The 16,518-nt window shown below is 68.6% G+C and carries 13 protein-coding genes; 6 read left to right on the top strand and 7 right to left on the bottom strand.

Features of this window, described 5'->3' with window-relative positions; all coding sequences use genetic code 11:
* Positions 1 to 8 precede the first annotated feature (8 nt).
* Positions 9 to 2,240, bottom strand: a complete 2,232-nt coding sequence (locus HWX76_RS23030; protein ID WP_050016254.1) for a transglycosylase domain-containing protein — start codon at positions 2,238 to 2,240, stop codon at positions 9 to 11.
* Between the two features lie 142 nt (positions 2,241 to 2,382).
* A complete protein-coding gene (locus HWX76_RS23025) occupies positions 2,383 to 3,873 on the bottom strand; it encodes a PLP-dependent aminotransferase family protein (protein ID WP_050016252.1) in 1,491 nt (496 codons plus the stop codon).
* A gap of 123 nt (positions 3,874 to 3,996) precedes the next feature.
* Here HWX76_RS23025 and HWX76_RS23020 point away from each other — a divergent pair, with 123 nt between their 5' ends.
* Positions 3,997 to 4,635 (top strand): FMN-binding negative transcriptional regulator, encoded by a 639-nt coding sequence (locus tag HWX76_RS23020; protein ID WP_050016249.1) that lies wholly within the window; start codon positions 3,997 to 3,999, stop codon positions 4,633 to 4,635.
* A 53-nt stretch (positions 4,636 to 4,688) separates the two neighbouring features.
* Here the strand turns inward: HWX76_RS23020 and HWX76_RS23015 are convergent, their stop codons facing one another.
* Positions 4,689 to 5,270, bottom strand: coding sequence for a thioredoxin family protein (locus tag HWX76_RS23015; protein ID WP_050016247.1), 582 nt, complete (start codon positions 5,268 to 5,270; stop codon positions 4,689 to 4,691).
* Positions 5,271 to 5,496: 226 nt separating this feature from the next.
* On the opposite strand from HWX76_RS23015, the gene HWX76_RS23010 reads away from it, so the two are divergent.
* Both HWX76_RS23010 and HWX76_RS23005 read left to right on the top strand, forming a co-directional pair.
* A complete protein-coding gene (locus HWX76_RS23010; protein WP_050016245.1) occupies positions 5,497 to 6,237 on the top strand; it encodes a response regulator in 741 nt (246 codons plus the stop codon).
* Positions 6,234 to 7,556 carry an ATP-binding protein gene (locus HWX76_RS23005; protein ID WP_050016244.1) on the top strand — a complete coding sequence of 441 codons (1,323 nt, stop codon included), beginning with the start codon at positions 6,234 to 6,236 and terminating at the stop codon, positions 7,554 to 7,556. The genes HWX76_RS23010 and HWX76_RS23005 overlap by 4 nt, the downstream gene beginning before the upstream one ends.
* Before the next feature lie 62 nt (positions 7,557 to 7,618).
* On the opposite strand, the gene HWX76_RS23000 is transcribed toward HWX76_RS23005, so the two are convergent.
* The 3 genes from HWX76_RS23000 to HWX76_RS22990 form a co-directional block, all read right to left on the bottom strand.
* The gene (locus HWX76_RS23000) at positions 7,619 to 8,353 is read right to left on the bottom strand and encodes a metallophosphoesterase family protein (RefSeq protein ID WP_050016242.1); all 735 of its coding nucleotides are present in this window, start codon (positions 8,351 to 8,353) and stop codon (positions 7,619 to 7,621) included.
* 100 nt (positions 8,354 to 8,453) lie between these two features.
* Positions 8,454 to 8,990 carry a GNAT family protein gene (locus HWX76_RS22995; protein ID WP_050016240.1) on the bottom strand — a complete coding sequence of 179 codons (537 nt, stop codon included), beginning with the start codon at positions 8,988 to 8,990 and terminating at the stop codon, positions 8,454 to 8,456.
* Between the two features lie 12 nt (positions 8,991 to 9,002).
* The gene (locus HWX76_RS22990) at positions 9,003 to 9,635 is read right to left on the bottom strand and encodes a LysE family translocator (RefSeq protein WP_050016238.1); all 633 of its coding nucleotides are present in this window, start codon (positions 9,633 to 9,635) and stop codon (positions 9,003 to 9,005) included.
* Positions 9,636 to 9,939: 304 nt separating this feature from the next.
* On the opposite strand from HWX76_RS22990, the gene HWX76_RS22985 reads away from it, so the two are divergent.
* The 3 genes from HWX76_RS22985 to HWX76_RS22975 all read left to right on the top strand — a co-directional run bounded on the left by HWX76_RS22985 (position 9,940) and on the right by HWX76_RS22975 (position 14,030).
* Positions 9,940 to 11,133: a porin gene (locus HWX76_RS22985; RefSeq protein ID WP_050016236.1), complete on the top strand. Its 1,194-nt coding sequence runs from the start codon at positions 9,940 to 9,942 to the stop codon at positions 11,131 to 11,133.
* 96 nt (positions 11,134 to 11,229) lie between these two features.
* Positions 11,230 to 11,661 carry a GFA family protein gene (locus HWX76_RS22980; RefSeq protein WP_176016376.1) on the top strand — a complete coding sequence of 144 codons (432 nt, stop codon included), beginning with the start codon at positions 11,230 to 11,232 and terminating at the stop codon, positions 11,659 to 11,661.
* Between the two features lie 443 nt (positions 11,662 to 12,104).
* Positions 12,105 to 14,030 carry an SMP-30/gluconolaconase/LRE-like region family protein gene (locus HWX76_RS22975; RefSeq protein WP_050016234.1) on the top strand — a complete coding sequence of 642 codons (1,926 nt, stop codon included), beginning with the start codon at positions 12,105 to 12,107 and terminating at the stop codon, positions 14,028 to 14,030.
* A 13-nt stretch (positions 14,031 to 14,043) separates the two neighbouring features.
* Here the strand turns inward: HWX76_RS22975 and HWX76_RS22970 are convergent, their stop codons facing one another.
* Positions 14,044 to 16,212, bottom strand: a complete 2,169-nt coding sequence (locus tag HWX76_RS22970; protein WP_050016233.1) for a TonB-dependent siderophore receptor — start codon at positions 16,210 to 16,212, stop codon at positions 14,044 to 14,046.
* Positions 16,213 to 16,518: the final 306 nt, after the last annotated feature.

The following is a 16,518-nucleotide window of genomic DNA, read 5'->3' as shown; positions in this document are numbered from 1 at the left end:
CGGCACGTTTAGCGAAAGAACCTCAACCAGTCGAACAGGCCCGAATGCGGCGGTGCGCGCCGCTTCGGCGCCGGCGCGCTGCGCGGCCGGAAGTCGGGCGAGAACTGCACGTGCGGATCGATCGCCCGCGCGCGCAGCGCCGCATCGTAGAACGACCCGACGATCGGCAGCGCGCTGTGCGCGCCCGCGCCCCAGTAGTCGCTGCGCAGCGTCACGCTGCCGTCGTCGAAGCCGACCCATGCGCCGGCCACCAGTTGCGGATGCATCAGGATGAACCAGCCGTCCGTGTTGTCCTGCGTCGTGCCGGTCTTGCCCGCGACGTCGATCCGGATCCCGTAGCGCGAGCGGATGTCCGCGCCGGTCCCGTAATCGACGACGCCGCGCATTGCGTCGACCAGCGTCTGCGCGGCAGGCGCGGGCAACGCGCGTTCCGGCGGCGCGCTGCCGAACGCGGCGAGCACCCGGCCGTTGCGATCCTCGATGCGCGTGATCATCTGCGGCGCGACGTACACGCCGCGGTTCGCGATCGTGCCGTACGCGGACACCATCTCTTTCAGCGTGACGGGGCTCGTGCCGAGCGCGAGCGACGGCACCGCATCGAGCGGGCTGTCGCGTACGCCCATCGCGCGGGCGAGCTGCGCGACCTTCGCGGCGCCTTCGTGCTGCATGACCTGCGCCGTGATGCGGTTGCGCGACAGCGCGAGCGCGTCGCGCAGCGTCATCGGCTCGCCGGTCGGCGGTTCCGCATCGGTCGGATGCCACACGGCGCGGCCGTCGATCGGGATCGCGACGGGGCGGTCGACGAAGGTATCGCCCGGCCGCATCCCGTCCGCGAACGCGGCGCCATAGACGAACGGCTTGAACGTCGAACCCGGCTGGCGCCGCGCCTGTACCACGTGATCGAATGGCTCGCTGCCGAAATCCGGGCTGCCGACCCACGCGCGGATCGCACCGTTGCGCGGATCGATCGCGACGAAGCCGGCCTGCACCTGCGTCTTGCGCTCGCACAGCGTGCGCATGAATTCGCGATTCGCGCCGAGCTGCTTCAGCGCGAGCACATCGGTGAGCCCCGTGTCGCGCGCCTGGCGATACTCGGGCGTCTGCCGCATGAAGCCGACGAACAGGTCGTTGCGCAGCCCGCAACCGGACGGCCCGCGCCATGCGCCGTCGGCGATCGCCTGCAGTCGTTCGGTCTGCCGCGTCAGCGCCTGCGTGGCCATGTCCTGCAGCCGTGCATCGAGCGTCGTGCGCACGACGAGGCCGTCCGCGTACAGATCGTAGTTGTTGCGGTCGGCCCATGCGATCAGCCACTTGCGCAGTTGCACCGCGAAATGCGGCGCGAGGCCCGGCTGCGCGGTCTGCGGTTCGAAGTCGACGTGCAGCGGCCGGCGCTGCAGTTTCGCGAGCTGCTGCGGCGACAGCATGCCCATCTGCGCCATCCGGCCGAGCACGATGTTGCGCCGCTGGACCGCGCGGTCCGGATTCAGCACCGGGTTGTAGTAGCTGTTGCCCTTCAGCATCCCGACGAGCGTCGCGCTTTCCGTAATGTCGAGCTGATCGGCCGATTTGCCGAAGTACGTGCGCGCGGCCATTTCGACGCCGTACGCGTTGTACAGGAACGGCACGGTGTTCAGGTAGGTTTCGAGGATCTCGTCCTTGCTGTACACCGCTTCGATCTTGAACGCGGTGATCAGCTCCTTCAGCTTGCGCGTGAGCGTCGGCGCGCGGCCGACTTCGTCGGGATACAGATTGCGCGCGAGCTGCTGCGTGATCGTCGAGCCGCCCTGGCGGTCGCCCGAGAACGTATGCAGTCCGGCCGCGAGCGTGCGGCGCCAGTCGATGCCGTGATGCGCGTAGAAGCGGTGATCCTCGGTCGCGATCAGCGCATCGACCATATGCGGCGAGATCTGCTTGAGCGGCACCCATTCACGGTTCACGGGCCGGAATTCGGCGATCAGCTGGCCGTCGGCCGACAGCACGCGCGCGGGGCGGTCGATGCGCGCCTTGCGGATGTCGCCGATGCTCGGCGTGAACGGAACGAACGCGAGCAGCACCAGCAGGCCGAGCACCGGGATCGCGGCGAGCGTCAGCGCGACGCCGCGCCGGGTCGGATGGCGCAGGCGATGCAGCGCGCCCGCGCCCAGCGCGCGGACGCGCGTGCGGCACGCGGCGGCGAGCGGCGCGACACGGGCGCGGCAACGAAGCCACGCATCTCGGAGAAACGGCACGAAGCGATTCAAGGCGGCAGGAGCGCGGAGGGAAGACGCGCGATCCTAGCAAACGGAACCCGGGCGCCGGTGCCCGAAACGGCCGTTTGCTTGCAGGATTTACAGACGATTACGTTTGTTGCCCCCCGCGAACCTTTTACCGCGCGCGGGGCCGCTATTCCGCCGACGAAACGACGTCCGCGAGCCGCTGCGCGGCCGCTTCCATCTGCGCACGGTCGAACCCGCCGAAGCCGAGCACGAGCCCGGCGCGCGCCGTGCCGGGCGCGAACATCGGCGACACCGCACGCACCGCGACACCGGCCCGGGCGGCGCGTGCGACCACGTCGAGATCGTCGATCCCTTGCGCGAGCCACAGGACGACGTGCATCCCCTGGTCGCCCGGCTGTACCCACGCGCGTTCGCGCGGCAGGCGCGCGCCGAGCGTGTCGATCAGCAGCGCGCGCTGTTCCGCATAGACGCCGCGCACGCGACGGATGTGGCGATCGAGATGACCTTCGGCGATGAACGCGGCGAGCACGTGCTGGTCGGCGGTGGGCGCATGGCGGTCCATCAGCACGCGCGCGCCGCAGAACGAGGGTACGAGATCGTCGGGGGCGATCACGTAGCCGAGTCGCAGCGACGGAAACAGGATCTTGCTGAAGGTGCCGAGATAGATCACGCGGTCGGGCGCGAGACCTTGCAGCGACGGGAACGGGTAGCCTTCGTAGCGCAATTCGCTATCGTAGTCGTCTTCGACGACCCAGGCGCGATGCGCGCGCGCCCATGCCAGCAGCGCATTGCGCCGCGCCATGCTCAACGGCATGCCGAGCGGGTACTGGTGCGACGGCGTGACGAATGCGGCGCGCGCATCGGGGGCGACGCGGATGCCGGCGTCGACGTCGAGGCCGTCCGCGTCGACCGGCACGCGCACCATCGCATCGCGCCGCCCGGTGCTGTCGAGCAGCGCGGTGATGCCGCGATAGGCCGGATTCTCGACCCACGCGCGGTCGTGTGCGCCGAGCAGCACCTGGCTCGCGAGATGCAGCCCTTGCTGCGTGCCGCTCGTGATCACGACCTGGCTCGCATCGCAGCGCACCGAGCGCGACCGGCGCACGTAATCGGCGATCGCTTCGCGCAGCGGCAGCGCGCCTTGCGGGTCGGCATAGCCGGACGGCGCGCCGGCGCCGCGGGCGCGCAGGCGATTGCCGAGCCGGCGCCAGATGTCGTCGGGCGCGGTGAGGCCGACCGGCACCGAGATCGCGAACGGCATGGCCGGCAGCGGACTGAATTCGCGGGCGATCCGCGCGAAGGTGGCGGCCGGCTCGGGCAGGCCGTTGCGCGCCGGGTGCTGGCGGCTGTCAGCGGGAGCGGGTTCGTCGACGGGCGGCGGTTCCGCGAGTGCGTTCGCGACCCGCGTGCCCGCGCCGCCGCGCGATTCGAGAAAGCCTTCGGCGATGAGTTGCGCATACGCGTCGACGACGGTACCGCGGGCGACCTGCAGCGATGCCGCCAGCAACCGCGTGGACGGCAGCGCGTCGCCGGGCCGGACGTCGCCGCGGCGCACCGCGTCGCGCAGCGCCTGCGCGAGCTGGCGGCTCAGGTCGCCGGCCGCGCGGTCGAGCGCGCCGAGCGACGGGATTTCGACGATCCGGGCCGTTCTTGCCATGATTCTGGTCTGCTGAAATTGTTTCAAACCGGCTCTACAGCATAAACCAGTTTCGGCACACAATCGGCGCATGACGGGCCAGCACCCGCGCCATTTCCCACCCCGCACGACCGTGGAGCCGACATGTACGTCCCCGCCGATTTCAACGAACCCAATCCCGACGTGCTGCGCGAACTGATCGTGCAGCACCCGTTCGGCAGCCTGATCACGCACGGCAGGAGCGGGCTCGACGCGAACCACCTTCCGTTCGAGCTGATGCCCGACGACGGCGGGCTCGGCGAACTGCATGCGCACGTCGCGCGCGCGAATCCGGTCTGGCAGGACGTCGCGGACGGCGACGAGGTGCTCGTGATCTTCCGCGCCGGCGACGCGTACATTTCGCCGAACGGGTATCCGAGCAAGCACGTCGCGCACCGGCAGGTGCCGACGTGGAACTACCGCGTCGTGCATGCGTACGGCCGCATCACGGTGCGCGACGACGAGAAGTTCGTGCGCGGCGTGGTCGCACGGCTGACGCGCACGCACGAGGCGTCGCAGCCGGTGCCGTGGAAGATGGGCGACGCGCCGAAGGACTATATCGACACGATGCTGCAATCGATCGTCGGGCTGCAGATCGAGATCACGCGGTTCGTCGGCAAGCGCAAGCTCGGGCAGAACAAGGCCGAGGCCGATATCCGCGGCGCCGGCGAAGCGCTGGTCGCGGACGGGAAGCGCGCGATCGGGGAAGCGATGCTGGCCGAAGCCGACGCGAAGCGCACTTGAGCGTATGAGAGCCACGGCGTGCGGGCGAGCATCGCGCCCGCACGCCGCACCGGTCACTGCGTGCGCGTCGAACCCTTCGCCTCTTCGCCCGCCTGCGCGAGGGCGCTCCGAATCGCCGCCTCCGTCTTGTCGTATCCGCCCTCGCCATACCGCGTATAGACGATCTTGCCGTTCGCATCGATCAGGTACAGCGCGGGCCAGTACTGGTTGCCGTACGCGCGCCACGTGTCGTAGTGGTTGTCCTGCGCGACCGGATAGCGGATGTCGAAGCGCTTGATCGCATCGGCGACGTTCTTCGCGTCGCGTTCGAACGGATATTCCGGCGTATGCACGCCGACCACGACGAGCCCCTGGTCGCGATATTTCCGATACCAGTCGTTCACGTACGGGATCGTATGAATGCAGTTGATGCACGAGTACGTCCAGAAATCGACGAGCACGACCTTGCCGCGCAACTGGTCGAGCGTCAGCGGCGGGCTGTTGTGCCAGCGGTCGATGCCGGTGAAAGCGGGCGCCGCCATGCCGGCCGGCGACGCCTGGATGCCTGCGTCGTCGCGGGTGCCGGCGAACGCGGCGAGCCCGGCCGTGGCGGCGAGGGCGAGGACGAGGGCGGCGGTCTTGAGTCGGGGCAGCATGGCGTTCTCCTGATCTTTGGGGCCGCGGCGCGAGGGCGGCGGCCCGACGTGTTTCGACAGGCCCCATTAGGCGGCGCCGACGTATCTGCGATGTGTCCGGCCCGTCGCGCGTGTGCAATGTTGTGTGTCGTCGCGGTTGCGCGATACATTGGGATACAAACGCGTGCCCGCCGTGCGGTATAAAAGCGGACATCGCCCGCCCGAACCCCGATACCGCCCCCGACTCATGGACAAGATCGACCACGTGCTGATCGTCGACGACGATCGCGCGATCCGCGAACTGATCGCGGACTACCTCGAGAAGAACGGCATGCGCGTGTCGCTCGCCGCGAACGGCCGAGAGATGCGCAACGTGCTGGACGACGGCGCGCCCGACCTGATCGTGCTCGACCTGATGCTGCCCGGCGAGGACGGCCTGACGCTGTGCCGCGACCTGCGCGCCGGCAAGTTCCGCACGGTGCCGGTGCTGATGCTGACCGCACGCGGCGAGGAAACCGACCGCATCATCGGCCTCGAGATGGGCGCCGACGACTACCTGGCCAAGCCGTTCGCGGTGCGCGAGCTGCTCGCGCGGATCCGCTCGGTGCTGCGCCGCGCGCGCATGCTGCCGCCCGGCATGCAGGTGACGGAAACGGCCGCGCTGCTCGCGTTCGGCGAATGGCAACTCGACACGACCGGGCGCCACCTGCTCGACGCCGAAGGGACGCTGGTCGCGCTGAGCGGCGCCGAATACCGGCTGCTGCGCGTGTTTCTCGACAACCCGCAACGCGTGCTGACGCGCGACCAGTTGCTGAATCTCACGCAAGGGCGGCAGTCCGACCCGTTCGACCGCTCGATCGACCTGCTCGTGAGCCGGTTGCGCCAGCGTCTGCGCGACGGCGCGCGCGAACCGCGCTACATCAAGACGCTGCGCAACGAGGGCTACGTGTTCTCGTCGACCGTCACCGCCGTCGACGGTACGCCATGAGCGCGCGCACGCCGTGGCATTGGCCGCGTTCGCTGTTCGCGCGGCTCGCGCTGATCCTGTGCGTGGGCCTCGCGCTCGCGCAGACGCTGTCGTTCTGGCTCACCGTGACCGAGCGCGACCAGGCGACCACGAACCTGATGATGGGCTACATCGAGCGCGAGGTCGCCAGCTCGGTCGCACTGCTCGACCATCTGCCGCCCGCCGAGCGCGCTGCGTGGCTGCCGCGCCTCGCGCGGCGCAGCTATGCGTTCATCCTCGGGCCCGGCCAAACCGGCACGCCGCCGGAAGCGCGGCTGTCGGCGCGCGTCGAGCGCTCGATCTCGGACGGCATCGGCGGCGACTATCCGCTGACCGCGAATTCGATCCCCGGCGACAGCGAACATCTGCAGGTGCATCTGCGGCTGACCGACGGCTCGCCGCTGACGATCGACATCCATCCGATGTCGACGGTGCCGCTGTCGGGCTGGCTGCCGGCCGTGCTCGTGGTGCAGCTCGCGGTGCTGGCCGCGTGCTGCTGGCTCGCGGTGCGGCTCGCGACGCGGCCGCTCAAGCAGCTCGCGCAGGCCGCCGACGCGCTCGGGCCGGACCTGAAGGGCGAGCGGCTGAACGAAGACGGGCCGTCGGAAGTCGCGCGCGCCGCGCGGGCGTTCAACGCGATGCAGGACCGCATCGCGCAGTACATGGCCGAACGCATGCAGATCCTCGCGTCGATCTCGCACGATCTGCAGACGCCGATCACGCGGATGCGGCTGCGCGTCGACGTGATGGACGACGACACGCAGGGCGCGAAGCTGCGCCAGGACCTGCTGGAGATGGAGCATCTGGTGAAGGAGGGCGTCGCGTATGCGCGCACGCTGCACGGCACCGAGGAAGCCGCGCGCCGCATCGATCTCGATGCGCTGCTCGACAGCATCGTGTACGACTACACGGATGCGGGGCAGGACGTCGCGCTGCACAGCCATGCGCCGCTCGCGCTCGTTACGCGGCCGAAGGCGCTGCGCCGCATCGTCGGCAACCTCGTCGACAACGCACTGAAGTTCGCGGGCACGGCCGAGATCGACGTGCGGGCGGCGCCGGACGGCGGCGCGGTGATCGCGGTGCTCGACCGCGGGCCCGGCATTCCGGACGATCAGCTCGACGCGGTGTTCGAGCCGTTCAGGCGCGTGGAGACGTCGCGCAATCGCGATACGGGCGGCACGGGGCTCGGCCTCGCGATCGCGCGGCAACTCGCGCTTGCGATGGGCGGCACGCTCACGCTGAACAACCGGACGGACGGCGGCGGGCTCGAAGCGCGGCTGACGCTGAGGAACGCGGGGTGATGCGCTGGTGTTGCAGGCGTCGAAGCCGCGCGAGGGGCGGATGACGAGCCGGGACGCGCGCGTCAGCAGCGGCCGGTGCGCAGCGCGACCGCCCAGTCGTCGCGTCCGCGCGACGCCGCGATCGCGGCGGCCGTGTGCCAGTCGTATTCGACCGCATGGAATTCGACGTTCCAGCCGGCCGCCGTGCGCGACACCGTCGCGTAGCGCGCATGCGGCGAGCCCGTCTCGATTCGGTGCGGATGCGGCAGGTCGTCCGCGTACGCCTGCAGCCCGACGCTGCCCGGATTGACGATCAGCCGGCCGTCGTCGAGCTTCGCGGTGCGCGGCACGTGCGTGTGGCCGCACAGGATCAGCGAGGCCGCCGTGTCGCCCGCGCGTTGCTCGACTTCGTCGGGCGTGGCCGCGCGGCAGCCGTCGGGCGTGACGGTTTCGAGGAAATAGACGAGATCGCTGGCCGGCGTGCCATGCACCATCAGCACGTCCTCGTCGAGCGTCAGGCGTTCGGGCAGCGCGGCGATCCACGTGCGGTGGTCGGCGCGCAGCGTGTCATGCGCCCAGCGATCCGACAGCCCCATCGCGTCGCGCTCGTGCGTCAGCAGTTGCCGTTCGTGATTGCCCTTGATGGTCGGCAGGTCGAGCGCGATCAGGCGATCGGCCGTCTCGACCGGATGGAGCGCGCCCGACAGGATGTCGCCGAGGTTGACGATCACGTCGGCGCCGCGGCGGCGGACGTCGTCGAGCACCGCGTCGAGCGCGGCGAGGTTGCCGTGGATGTCGGACAGCGCGGCGATTTTCATGGCGGCAAGGCGATGTGGGGAACGGCGATTGTCGCCAATTCGGCGCGGGGCGTCTAATTGCGTCGCGGCATCGGCGCGTGACGCGCGGCGCAGTGGCGCGTCAGTCGGTCGCGAGCCGCGCGTACATCGCGAAATCGCCGGGCGTGCCGCGCACCATCTTGTAGGCGCGCAGCAGCCCTTCGTAGCGGTAGCCGCACTTCTGCAGCACGCGCGCGGAGCCCGCGTTGCGGGTTAGCACGACGGCCTGCATGCGGTTGAAGCCGCCTTCGTCGAATGCCCACGCGGTGACGGCGTCGCACACCGCGCTCGCGATGCCGCGCCCCCAGTGCGACGGCGCGAGGTCGTACGCGATCTCCGCCGAACGGTTCACGGTGGACACCGTATGCAACCCGACCGTCCCGGCAAGTGCGCCCGATGCGGTGTCGACAATCGCGAGGCGCCGGATCGAATCGGGATCGGTCGATTCGATGTTGTCGAACAGCGGCAGCAGACCGTCGGGCGAGCGCAGGTTCCAGCTCGTGTGACGGAAAACGTCGGGGTTCGACAGGTACGCGTACCACGCGTCGAGGTCCGCGCGTTCGAGTTGCCGGAGCGACAGGCCGGGGAATCCGGCGCCCGGCGGCGCGGCGACTCTCATCGAACCGGGCGCCTACGCGGCATGGCGCCGGTACAGCGCGAGCGAACCGGCGAGCGCGAGCAGCATCGCGCCGCACGTGCGTTCGAGCCACAGCGCGCCCGAGCGCTTCAGCAGCCGCACCGCGCGTGCGCCGAGCAGCGCGTAGCCGAACATCACGACGCCGTCGAGCAGCGCGAACGTGAGGGCGAGCGCGACGTACTGCGGCGCGAGCGGCGCCAGCGGATCGAGGAACTGCGGCAGGAACGCGGAGAAGAACAGATAACCCTTCGGGTTCGTCACCGCGGTCAGGAAGCTTTTCGCGAAGATCGACGCGTTGCGTTCGGTTGCCGCACCGGGTTGCGCGGCCCCGACGTCGAGCGCCCCCTTCGACGTGAGCAGCCGGATGCCGACATAGGCGAGGTAGGCGGCGCCAAGCCACTTCACGACCGAGAACCAGAACGCCGACGCCAGCAGCAGCGCGCCGAGGCCGAGCGCGACCGCGACGACCAGCACGAAGTCGGACAGCATCGCGCCCGCGAAACCGTAGGCCGCGCGGCGCACGCCGTAGCGCGAGCCGTTGGTCAGCGCGAGCAGCACGGTCGGGCCGGGCGTCGCGATGCCGACGAACGCGACGGCGGCGAAGATCAGCAGGGTCGTTTCATGCATGAAGGAGCTCCCGATGGAAGGCGCGCAGCCGATTATCGTCTGCGTCGCGACGCGCTGTACAGGCGCGGCGACCGCGCTCCCGGCCGGTCGCCGACTATCTCAATTTTGACAAGAAACTGTTGCCATTATTCCGCTTTGGAAAGGAACCGGTTCCAACTACCATACCGGCCGCAGCGGGCATGCCCGCCCGTCGTCGCGCGCGGACGTCGCCGGTCTCGCACCGCCGGCGGATGTCGGCGCCCGCGCGTGATATTCGCAAACAGCCAGCCAGAACAACGGGTTCACCGCCCGGAGACAACCAACCATGAACAAGCAACTGATCGCAGCCCCGCTGCTGCTCTCGCTCGCCGGTGTCGCCGCCGCGCAAAGCTCCGTCACGCTGTACGGCATCGTCGACGCGGGCGTGACCTATCGCAGCAACGAACGGGTCGGCTCGGCCGGCGCGTACACCGGGCATTCGAGCGTTGGGCTCACGACCGGCAACCTGTCCGGCAGCCGCTGGGGCATCAAGGGTTCCGAGGATCTCGGCGGCGGGATGCGCGCGCTGTTCGTCCTCGAGAACGGCTTCGACATCACCAACGGCACGTCGGGCCAGGGCGGCCGCCAGTTCGGCCGGCAGGCGTTCGTCGGCGTCGGCAGCGACCGCTACGGCACGATCACGCTCGGCCGCCAATACACGTCGCTCGACGACTTCGTGAGCCCGGTCGGCCCGTCGTCGTTCATCGGCGGCTTCGGCGCGCACCCGGGCGACATCGACGATCTCGACCAGACCGCGCGCGTCGACAGTTCGATCAAGTACACGAGCGCGAACTACGCGGGCTTCACGTTCGGCGCACTGTACGGCTTCGGCGGCCAGCCGGGCAGCATGAAGCAGCGCAACACGTGGAGCGTCGGCGCCGCGTACGCGGCCGGGCCGCTGCGCGTGGGCGTTGGCTACGAGCGCTCGGACAACAGCAAGACGGGCGCGACCGATCCGACGGCGGGCAAGTGGCAGAGCACCGACGACGGCCTGTTCAATTCGTCGATCAACGAAGGCTATGCGAGCGCGCAGTCGCAGCAGGTGATCGCGACCGGCGCGACGTACGACTTTGGCCCGGCCGTCGTCGGGGTGAACTACAGCAACGTGCAGTACCGCAGCGGCGCGCAGTCGCTGTTCTCCGGGCATGCGACGTTCAACGTCGCGGGCGTGTTCACGCGCTGGAACGTGCAGCCGCAGACGCAACTGTTCGCCGGCTACAGCTATACGCGCGGCAGCGACGTCGACGGCATCGACAACCGCGCGCAGTATCACAACGTCACGCTCGGCGCCGTCTACGACCTGTCGAAGCGCACCAGCGTGTATCTGCTCGGCGCGTACCAGCATGCGTCCGGCACGACGCTCGACGCGCTCGGCCGACCGGTGGCCGCGACCGCATCGGTGTCCGACAAGGCGAACGGTCACTCGTCCGATTCGCGCTCGCAGGCGATCGTGAGCCTCGGGCTGCGCCAGAAGTTCTGACGCACGGTCGTTGCGCGTGCAACGGAGCCCGCGGCCGAGGCGAGCCCCGTTGCATGCATGCTCCTATACTGTTGCCTCCCTTTTCGAGGAGACGACATGACCCGAACGCTTTCCGCGCACTGCCTGTGCGGTGCCGTGACCGTCACGCTGCGCGGCGAGCCGGCCGCGCGGGCGAACTGTCATTGCGCGACCTGCCGCGATTTCTACGGCACGCCGATGCTGTCCGCGACCGCATGGCCGCCGGAGCAGGTGACGATCGACGGCGGCCACGCGACGTTTCCGCACCCGTCGAAGTCGATGGCGCGCACGTGGTGCGCAGCGTGCGGCGAGATCGTGTTCGGGACGAACCGGCTCGGCATGCGTGTCGTGCCGAACAGCCTGACTGCGCGGGCGTACGGCGGGCCATTGCCGGGCGACCTGCAGCCGACGATGCACCTGTTTTACCGGCAACGCGTGCTCGACGTCGTCGATGCGCTGCCGAAATACGTCGACGGCTGGGACGGCCCGACGCTCGATCCGGCGAACTGAACATCGCCGCCGCGTGCCGGTACGGCCGGCGCGCGGCCTTCCCCTCCGCATTCCTCTTTCCTTCCTGTTTTCCCTCCCGTGCCCGAAATCGCGAAAAGCCGATCGCGCCGCACAATAATTTTTCTCTTTCATTTTAATTTCGATTTGTAATAATCGAAAAGAATTCCGGGATGAAAAGGCAATACGGCATGTCAGAAAAAATGACGGATTTGTATTGGATGACCCGGAAGAAAATGCCGGGGAATGCGCCGGAACCGTGCGGCTGGCAGGCCGTCGCGGCGCGGTTTCGAAGATTTTTCGATCGTTGACGAAAAAGCGCCGGACGCCAAAAGGCGTGGAGTGAATAATTCGGGGGGACGGCGAATGCGCATTTGCCGGAATCACCAATATTTCATGCGCCGCGATTTACAGTGTCGACCATTGTTCGTCTGGGAGCATTATTCATGTCAATGAAACAAATCCGCGCGGCGTTGCTCGGAATGTGCATCGCACTGCTGGCGCCGGCAAGCCACGCGCAGGCGCAGTACTCGACCGACTGGCTCGCGAACACGTACGGCACGCTGGCCTCGCACGTCGGCAACGGCGCGCGCTCGATGTGGGTCGCGCCCGAAGGCGTGATCTACACGGCGTCGCGCTGGGACGAGAACGCGGGCGGCGTCGCGATCTACCAGAACGGCCAGCCGCTCGGCACGATCGGCATCCACGACGAATTCCACGGCGGCGCGATCACCGGCAATTCGACGTCGCTGTTCGTCGCGCTCGGCTACAACCGCACGTTCGGCAGCGGCTCGGTGGGTCGCTACAACCGCAGCACGAACCAGCGCGACCTGCGCATCCCGGTCAGCACGTGGACGGGCATCCAGTATGCGGACGTGATCACGGGCCTCGCGACGGGCGGCAACCTGCTGTACGTGAGCGACTTCTACGGCAACCGCGTGCGCGTCTATACGACCGACGGCGTGTGGCAGCGCGACATCGGCGTCACGGGCCCCGGCGCGCTGGCGCTCGATGCGGCCGGCAACCTGTGGGTCGCGCGCAAGAGCGCGGGCGTCGTCGCGCAGTTCAGCGCGACCGGTGCGGCGATGAACACGCTCCAGATGGCGGCCGGCGCGCGGCCGGCGTCGCTGTACTTCGATGCGCCGATGGGCCGGTTGATGGTGGGCGACGAAGGGCCCGACATGAACATCAAGGTGTACGGCGGGCTGCCCGGGATGCCGGTGCAGGTCGGTACGTTCGGCGTGCAGGGCGGCTATCTCGACACGACGACGGGCATCAAGGGGCAGGTCGGCGACAAGCGCTTCACGCGCGTCGCGGCGCTCGGCAAGGATGCGGCCGGCAACCTGTACGTGCTGAACAACGCGTGGGGCGGCGGCTGGGATCTCGGCCGCAACGGCAGCACCGATCTGCATTCGTACAGCCCGGTCGGCACGCTGCAATGGAAGCTGCAGGCGCTGAACTTCGAGGGCATCGCCGCGCCCGATCCCGCGACCGACGGCGCGTTGTTCTTCAGCGGCAACAATGTGTATACGGGCACCGCGGGCGGCACGTTCGTCGCGAACACGATCGACCCGTTCACCTATCCGAAGGACCCGCGCCTCGACATGAACGACTATCAGCGCGGCCAGCACTTCGGCCAGCTCGTGACGGTCGGTGGCAACCGGATTCTCGTCGCGTCGGGCCAGAACCCGGGCAACTTCAACTTCTATTACTTCAACACCGCGAGCGGCTATATCGCGATTCCGGCCGGCTCGCTGCCCGGCAAGCCGTTCAACACGACGCTTCAGGTGACGGCCGGCTTCGACATCGACGGCAACGGCGACGTGTGGGCCGGACTGAACGGCTCCAACGTGATCACGCGCTACCCGATGACGGGCTTCGACGCGACCGGCAAGCCGTCATGGGGCAAGCCGGTGACGACGGCCGTGCCGAGCAGCGTGGCGCCCGTGACGCGCATCCTCTACCAGGCCGACAGCGACACGATGATCCTCGCGCAGGGCCTCGCGGGCAACTGGGACTGGACCGCGATGAACGGGCACATCGAGGTCTATCGCGGCTGGAAGAACGGCAACACGAGCACCCCGAACCCGGTGATCAACCTGACGAGCGCGAACCCGAAATCGATCGCGGCGGCCGGCCACTACCTGTTCGTCGGCTATGTGCACACGGTGCCGAACATCGACGTATTCGACCTGAACACCGGCGCGCTCGTCACGACGCTGACGAACTCGAACGCGTCGGCGATGGACGTCGGCAACGACGTCGACTCGATGTACGGCGTGCAGGCGTACCTGCGCTCGACCGGCGAATACGTGATCACGAAGGACAACTACAACGGCTCGAGCATCGTCGTGTATCGCTGGCGTCCGTGAGCGCGTCAGGCCGTCAGAACGATACCGTCGTCGTCAGCGTGACGAGCCGCGGCTCGCCGACCGCGACGATCAGGTTGCTGTTGCTCGACGGATAGTAGGTCTTGTCGAGCAGGTTCTTCACGTTGAGCTGGAAGCGGGTCGGGAACTTGCCGATCGTCGTTTCGTACGCCGCGAACGCGTCGACGGTCACGTAGCCGGGCAGCGAGAAGCTGTTCGCGGTGTCGCCGGGCCGCGCGCCGACGAGCCGCGCGCCGCCGCCGAAGCGCCAGCGCCCGGGCAGGTTCGCGATGGCCGTGTCGTACACCGCGAACAAGCTGCCCGTGTGGCGCGCGACGTTGACGAGCGGCGTGTTGCTGTCGCGATCGTTCGCGTTCGTATACGCATAGCTGCCGATCACGCTCAGGTGGCGCGTGATCTGCCCGGCGACGTCCAGCTCGATCCCGCGCGAGCGCGCGGTGCCGATCGTCGACGTGATGTCGCCAACCGTGACCGCGACGTTGCGCTTGTCGATCTGGTAGACGGCGAGCGTGCCCGTGATCGCGGGCTTCAGGCTGAACTTCAGCCCGGCCTCGAGCACGCGGCCGTATTCCGGCGCGAGCGGCGCCGCGACGTTCGACGCGACGTTCGGCTTGAACGAGCGGCTCACGTTCGCGTAGGCGGTCAGCGCCGGCGTCAACGCATACGCGAGCCCGAACTGCGGCAGCCAGACGCTGCCGCGCGAGCGGTCGGCGAACACGAACGGCCGGCCCATCCCCGATTCCTGCTGCCAGTTTTCCCAGCGCAGCCCGCCGACCGCAGTGAGGCGATCGGTGATCTTCACCGAGTCCTGCACGATCGTCGAATACGCATGCACGACCGAGCGCGAATCGCTCTGCTTCGGATTCGGCACGCCGCCCGGCGCGAGCAGGTCGTACGCGGGATCGTAGAGATTGAAGCCCGTCGTCGCCTTGCCGCGGATTGTGTCGCCGCGGAAGCTGCGCTGCCGCTCGTATTCGCCGCCGACGTAGATCGCGTGTTGCATGCCCGCGAGCGTCACGTTGCCGAGCAGGCCGAGCGTCGCGATCTGGTCCGAATCGTTGCGCCCGAGGTTCGCATCGGACGAGCGCGTGAGCGCGCCGGTCCTGCTGTTGAACGCGGTGGCGCGGGTGATGTATTGGTCGTAACGGTCGCGGCCCCAGCCGTAGGTCGCGCGTACGCGCCATGCATCGGAGAAGCGGTGCTCGATGCGCGTACGCAGCGTTTCCTGGATGCCGCTGCTTTGCGACCACGCTTCCTCGTAGCGGCGATAGCGCAGCGCATCGTCGAGCTGGCCGTTGACGAGCACGGTGCCGCGGTCGAACGGCATCGTGTAGTCAACGTACTGGTAGCTGACGTCGATCGACGTGTTCGCGTCGTGCCACGACAGCGCGGGCGCGATCAGCGCATTGCGTTCGCGGCCGAAGCTGCGCCAGTAGCGGCTGGTGTCGTATTCGCCGGTCAGCCGGAATGCGAGCGTGCCGCCCGCGATCTGGCCGGGTTTGCCGAGCGGCCCCGTGAGATCGAACTGGGCGGTGCTGCCGCCGTGGTTCGTGCGCGACGCGGAGATCGAACCGCCGAACGTGTCTTCCGGCTTGCGCGTGACGAGATTGATCACGCCGCCCGGGTCCTGCATCCCGTACAGCAGCGAAGCGGGGCCCTTCAGCACTTCGACGCGATCGATCGTCGCGAGATAGCTGTGCAGCACCGGCGTGCGCACGCCGTCGACCAGCACCGAGCCGTCGTTGTTGGACCCGAAGCCGCGCTTGATGAACGCGTCGCGCGTGCCGCCGAGCGTGTTCGTCTGCGTGACGCCGCTGATGTTGCCGAGCACGTCGTCGAGCGAGCGCGCCTGCTGGTCCTGCATCACGCTGCTGCTGACCACCGCGACCGATTGCGGAATCTCCTTCAGTGGACGGTCGTCGCCGCCCGCGATGCTCGTCGTGCGCGGCTGATAGCCGATCGTCGGATCGACGGTGGCCGATGCATTGACGCTGATCGCCGGGAGTTCGTGTTCGGCGGCGGTCGCCGGAGCCGGTGCGGGGGCAACGGGTTCGGCGCCGGCCGCATGCGCGCCGGTCGCGGCGCACAGGGTGAGCAGGGCAGGCAGGCGCGTGTGCCACGGACGCGGGGTCCGGACACGGCAGGGCGTTCGACGGGATGGCATGAATCGAGGCGGGAAGAGGCGTGCTGAGGATGGTGGCGCGGGCCGCGGCGTTGCGTACAGGACGCGCATGATATATGTAATGAGAACCATTTGCAATTGTAATGGGGCGACCGGGCAACGCTTGGCCCTGGGTTGCCGGCCTGTCGGCCGTCTGCTACCGTAGCGGCCAAAATCAGACGCAGTGAAATTCAACGAGAGAGCCGGGGGCCGCACCATGTCATCTTCCTGTCACGTCGCGCTCGGCGCGACGCCACGCACCGCGCACGACCGCGCGGGCGACGAAGTGATCGCAGCCGTGTACCGCCA

This window comes from Burkholderia sp. BCC0398, assembly GCF_902833245.1.
Taxonomy (GTDB): Bacteria; Pseudomonadota; Gammaproteobacteria; order Burkholderiales; family Burkholderiaceae; genus Burkholderia; species Burkholderia sola.
Note: the sequence above shows the minus strand (reverse complement) of the source record. Positions and strands in the feature narration are given on the sequence as shown.

Coding starts and splice junctions, on each gene's coding strand:
- HWX76_RS22980 (WP_176016376.1), top strand. CDS start 11,230: ATGACCCGAACGCTTTCCGCGCACTGCCTGTGCGGTGCCGTGACCGTC.
- HWX76_RS23025 (WP_050016252.1), bottom strand. CDS start 3,873: ATGGCAAGAACGGCCCGGATCGTCGAAATCCCGTCGCTCGGCGCGCTC.
- HWX76_RS23010 (WP_050016245.1), top strand. CDS start 5,497: ATGGACAAGATCGACCACGTGCTGATCGTCGACGACGATCGCGCGATC.
- HWX76_RS23005 (WP_050016244.1), top strand. CDS start 6,234: ATGAGCGCGCGCACGCCGTGGCATTGGCCGCGTTCGCTGTTCGCGCGG.
- HWX76_RS22970 (WP_050016233.1), bottom strand. CDS start 16,212: ATGCCATCCCGTCGAACGCCCTGCCGTGTCCGGACCCCGCGTCCGTGG.
- HWX76_RS23000 (WP_050016242.1), bottom strand. CDS start 8,353: ATGAAAATCGCCGCGCTGTCCGACATCCACGGCAACCTCGCCGCGCTC.
- HWX76_RS22995 (WP_050016240.1), bottom strand. CDS start 8,990: ATGAGAGTCGCCGCGCCGCCGGGCGCCGGATTCCCCGGCCTGTCGCTC.
- HWX76_RS23020 (WP_050016249.1), top strand. CDS start 3,997: ATGTACGTCCCCGCCGATTTCAACGAACCCAATCCCGACGTGCTGCGC.
- HWX76_RS22990 (WP_050016238.1), bottom strand. CDS start 9,635: ATGCATGAAACGACCCTGCTGATCTTCGCCGCCGTCGCGTTCGTCGGC.
- HWX76_RS23015 (WP_050016247.1), bottom strand. CDS start 5,270: ATGCTGCCCCGACTCAAGACCGCCGCCCTCGTCCTCGCCCTCGCCGCC.
- HWX76_RS22975 (WP_050016234.1), top strand. CDS start 12,105: ATGTCAATGAAACAAATCCGCGCGGCGTTGCTCGGAATGTGCATCGCA.
- HWX76_RS22985 (WP_050016236.1), top strand. CDS start 9,940: ATGAACAAGCAACTGATCGCAGCCCCGCTGCTGCTCTCGCTCGCCGGT.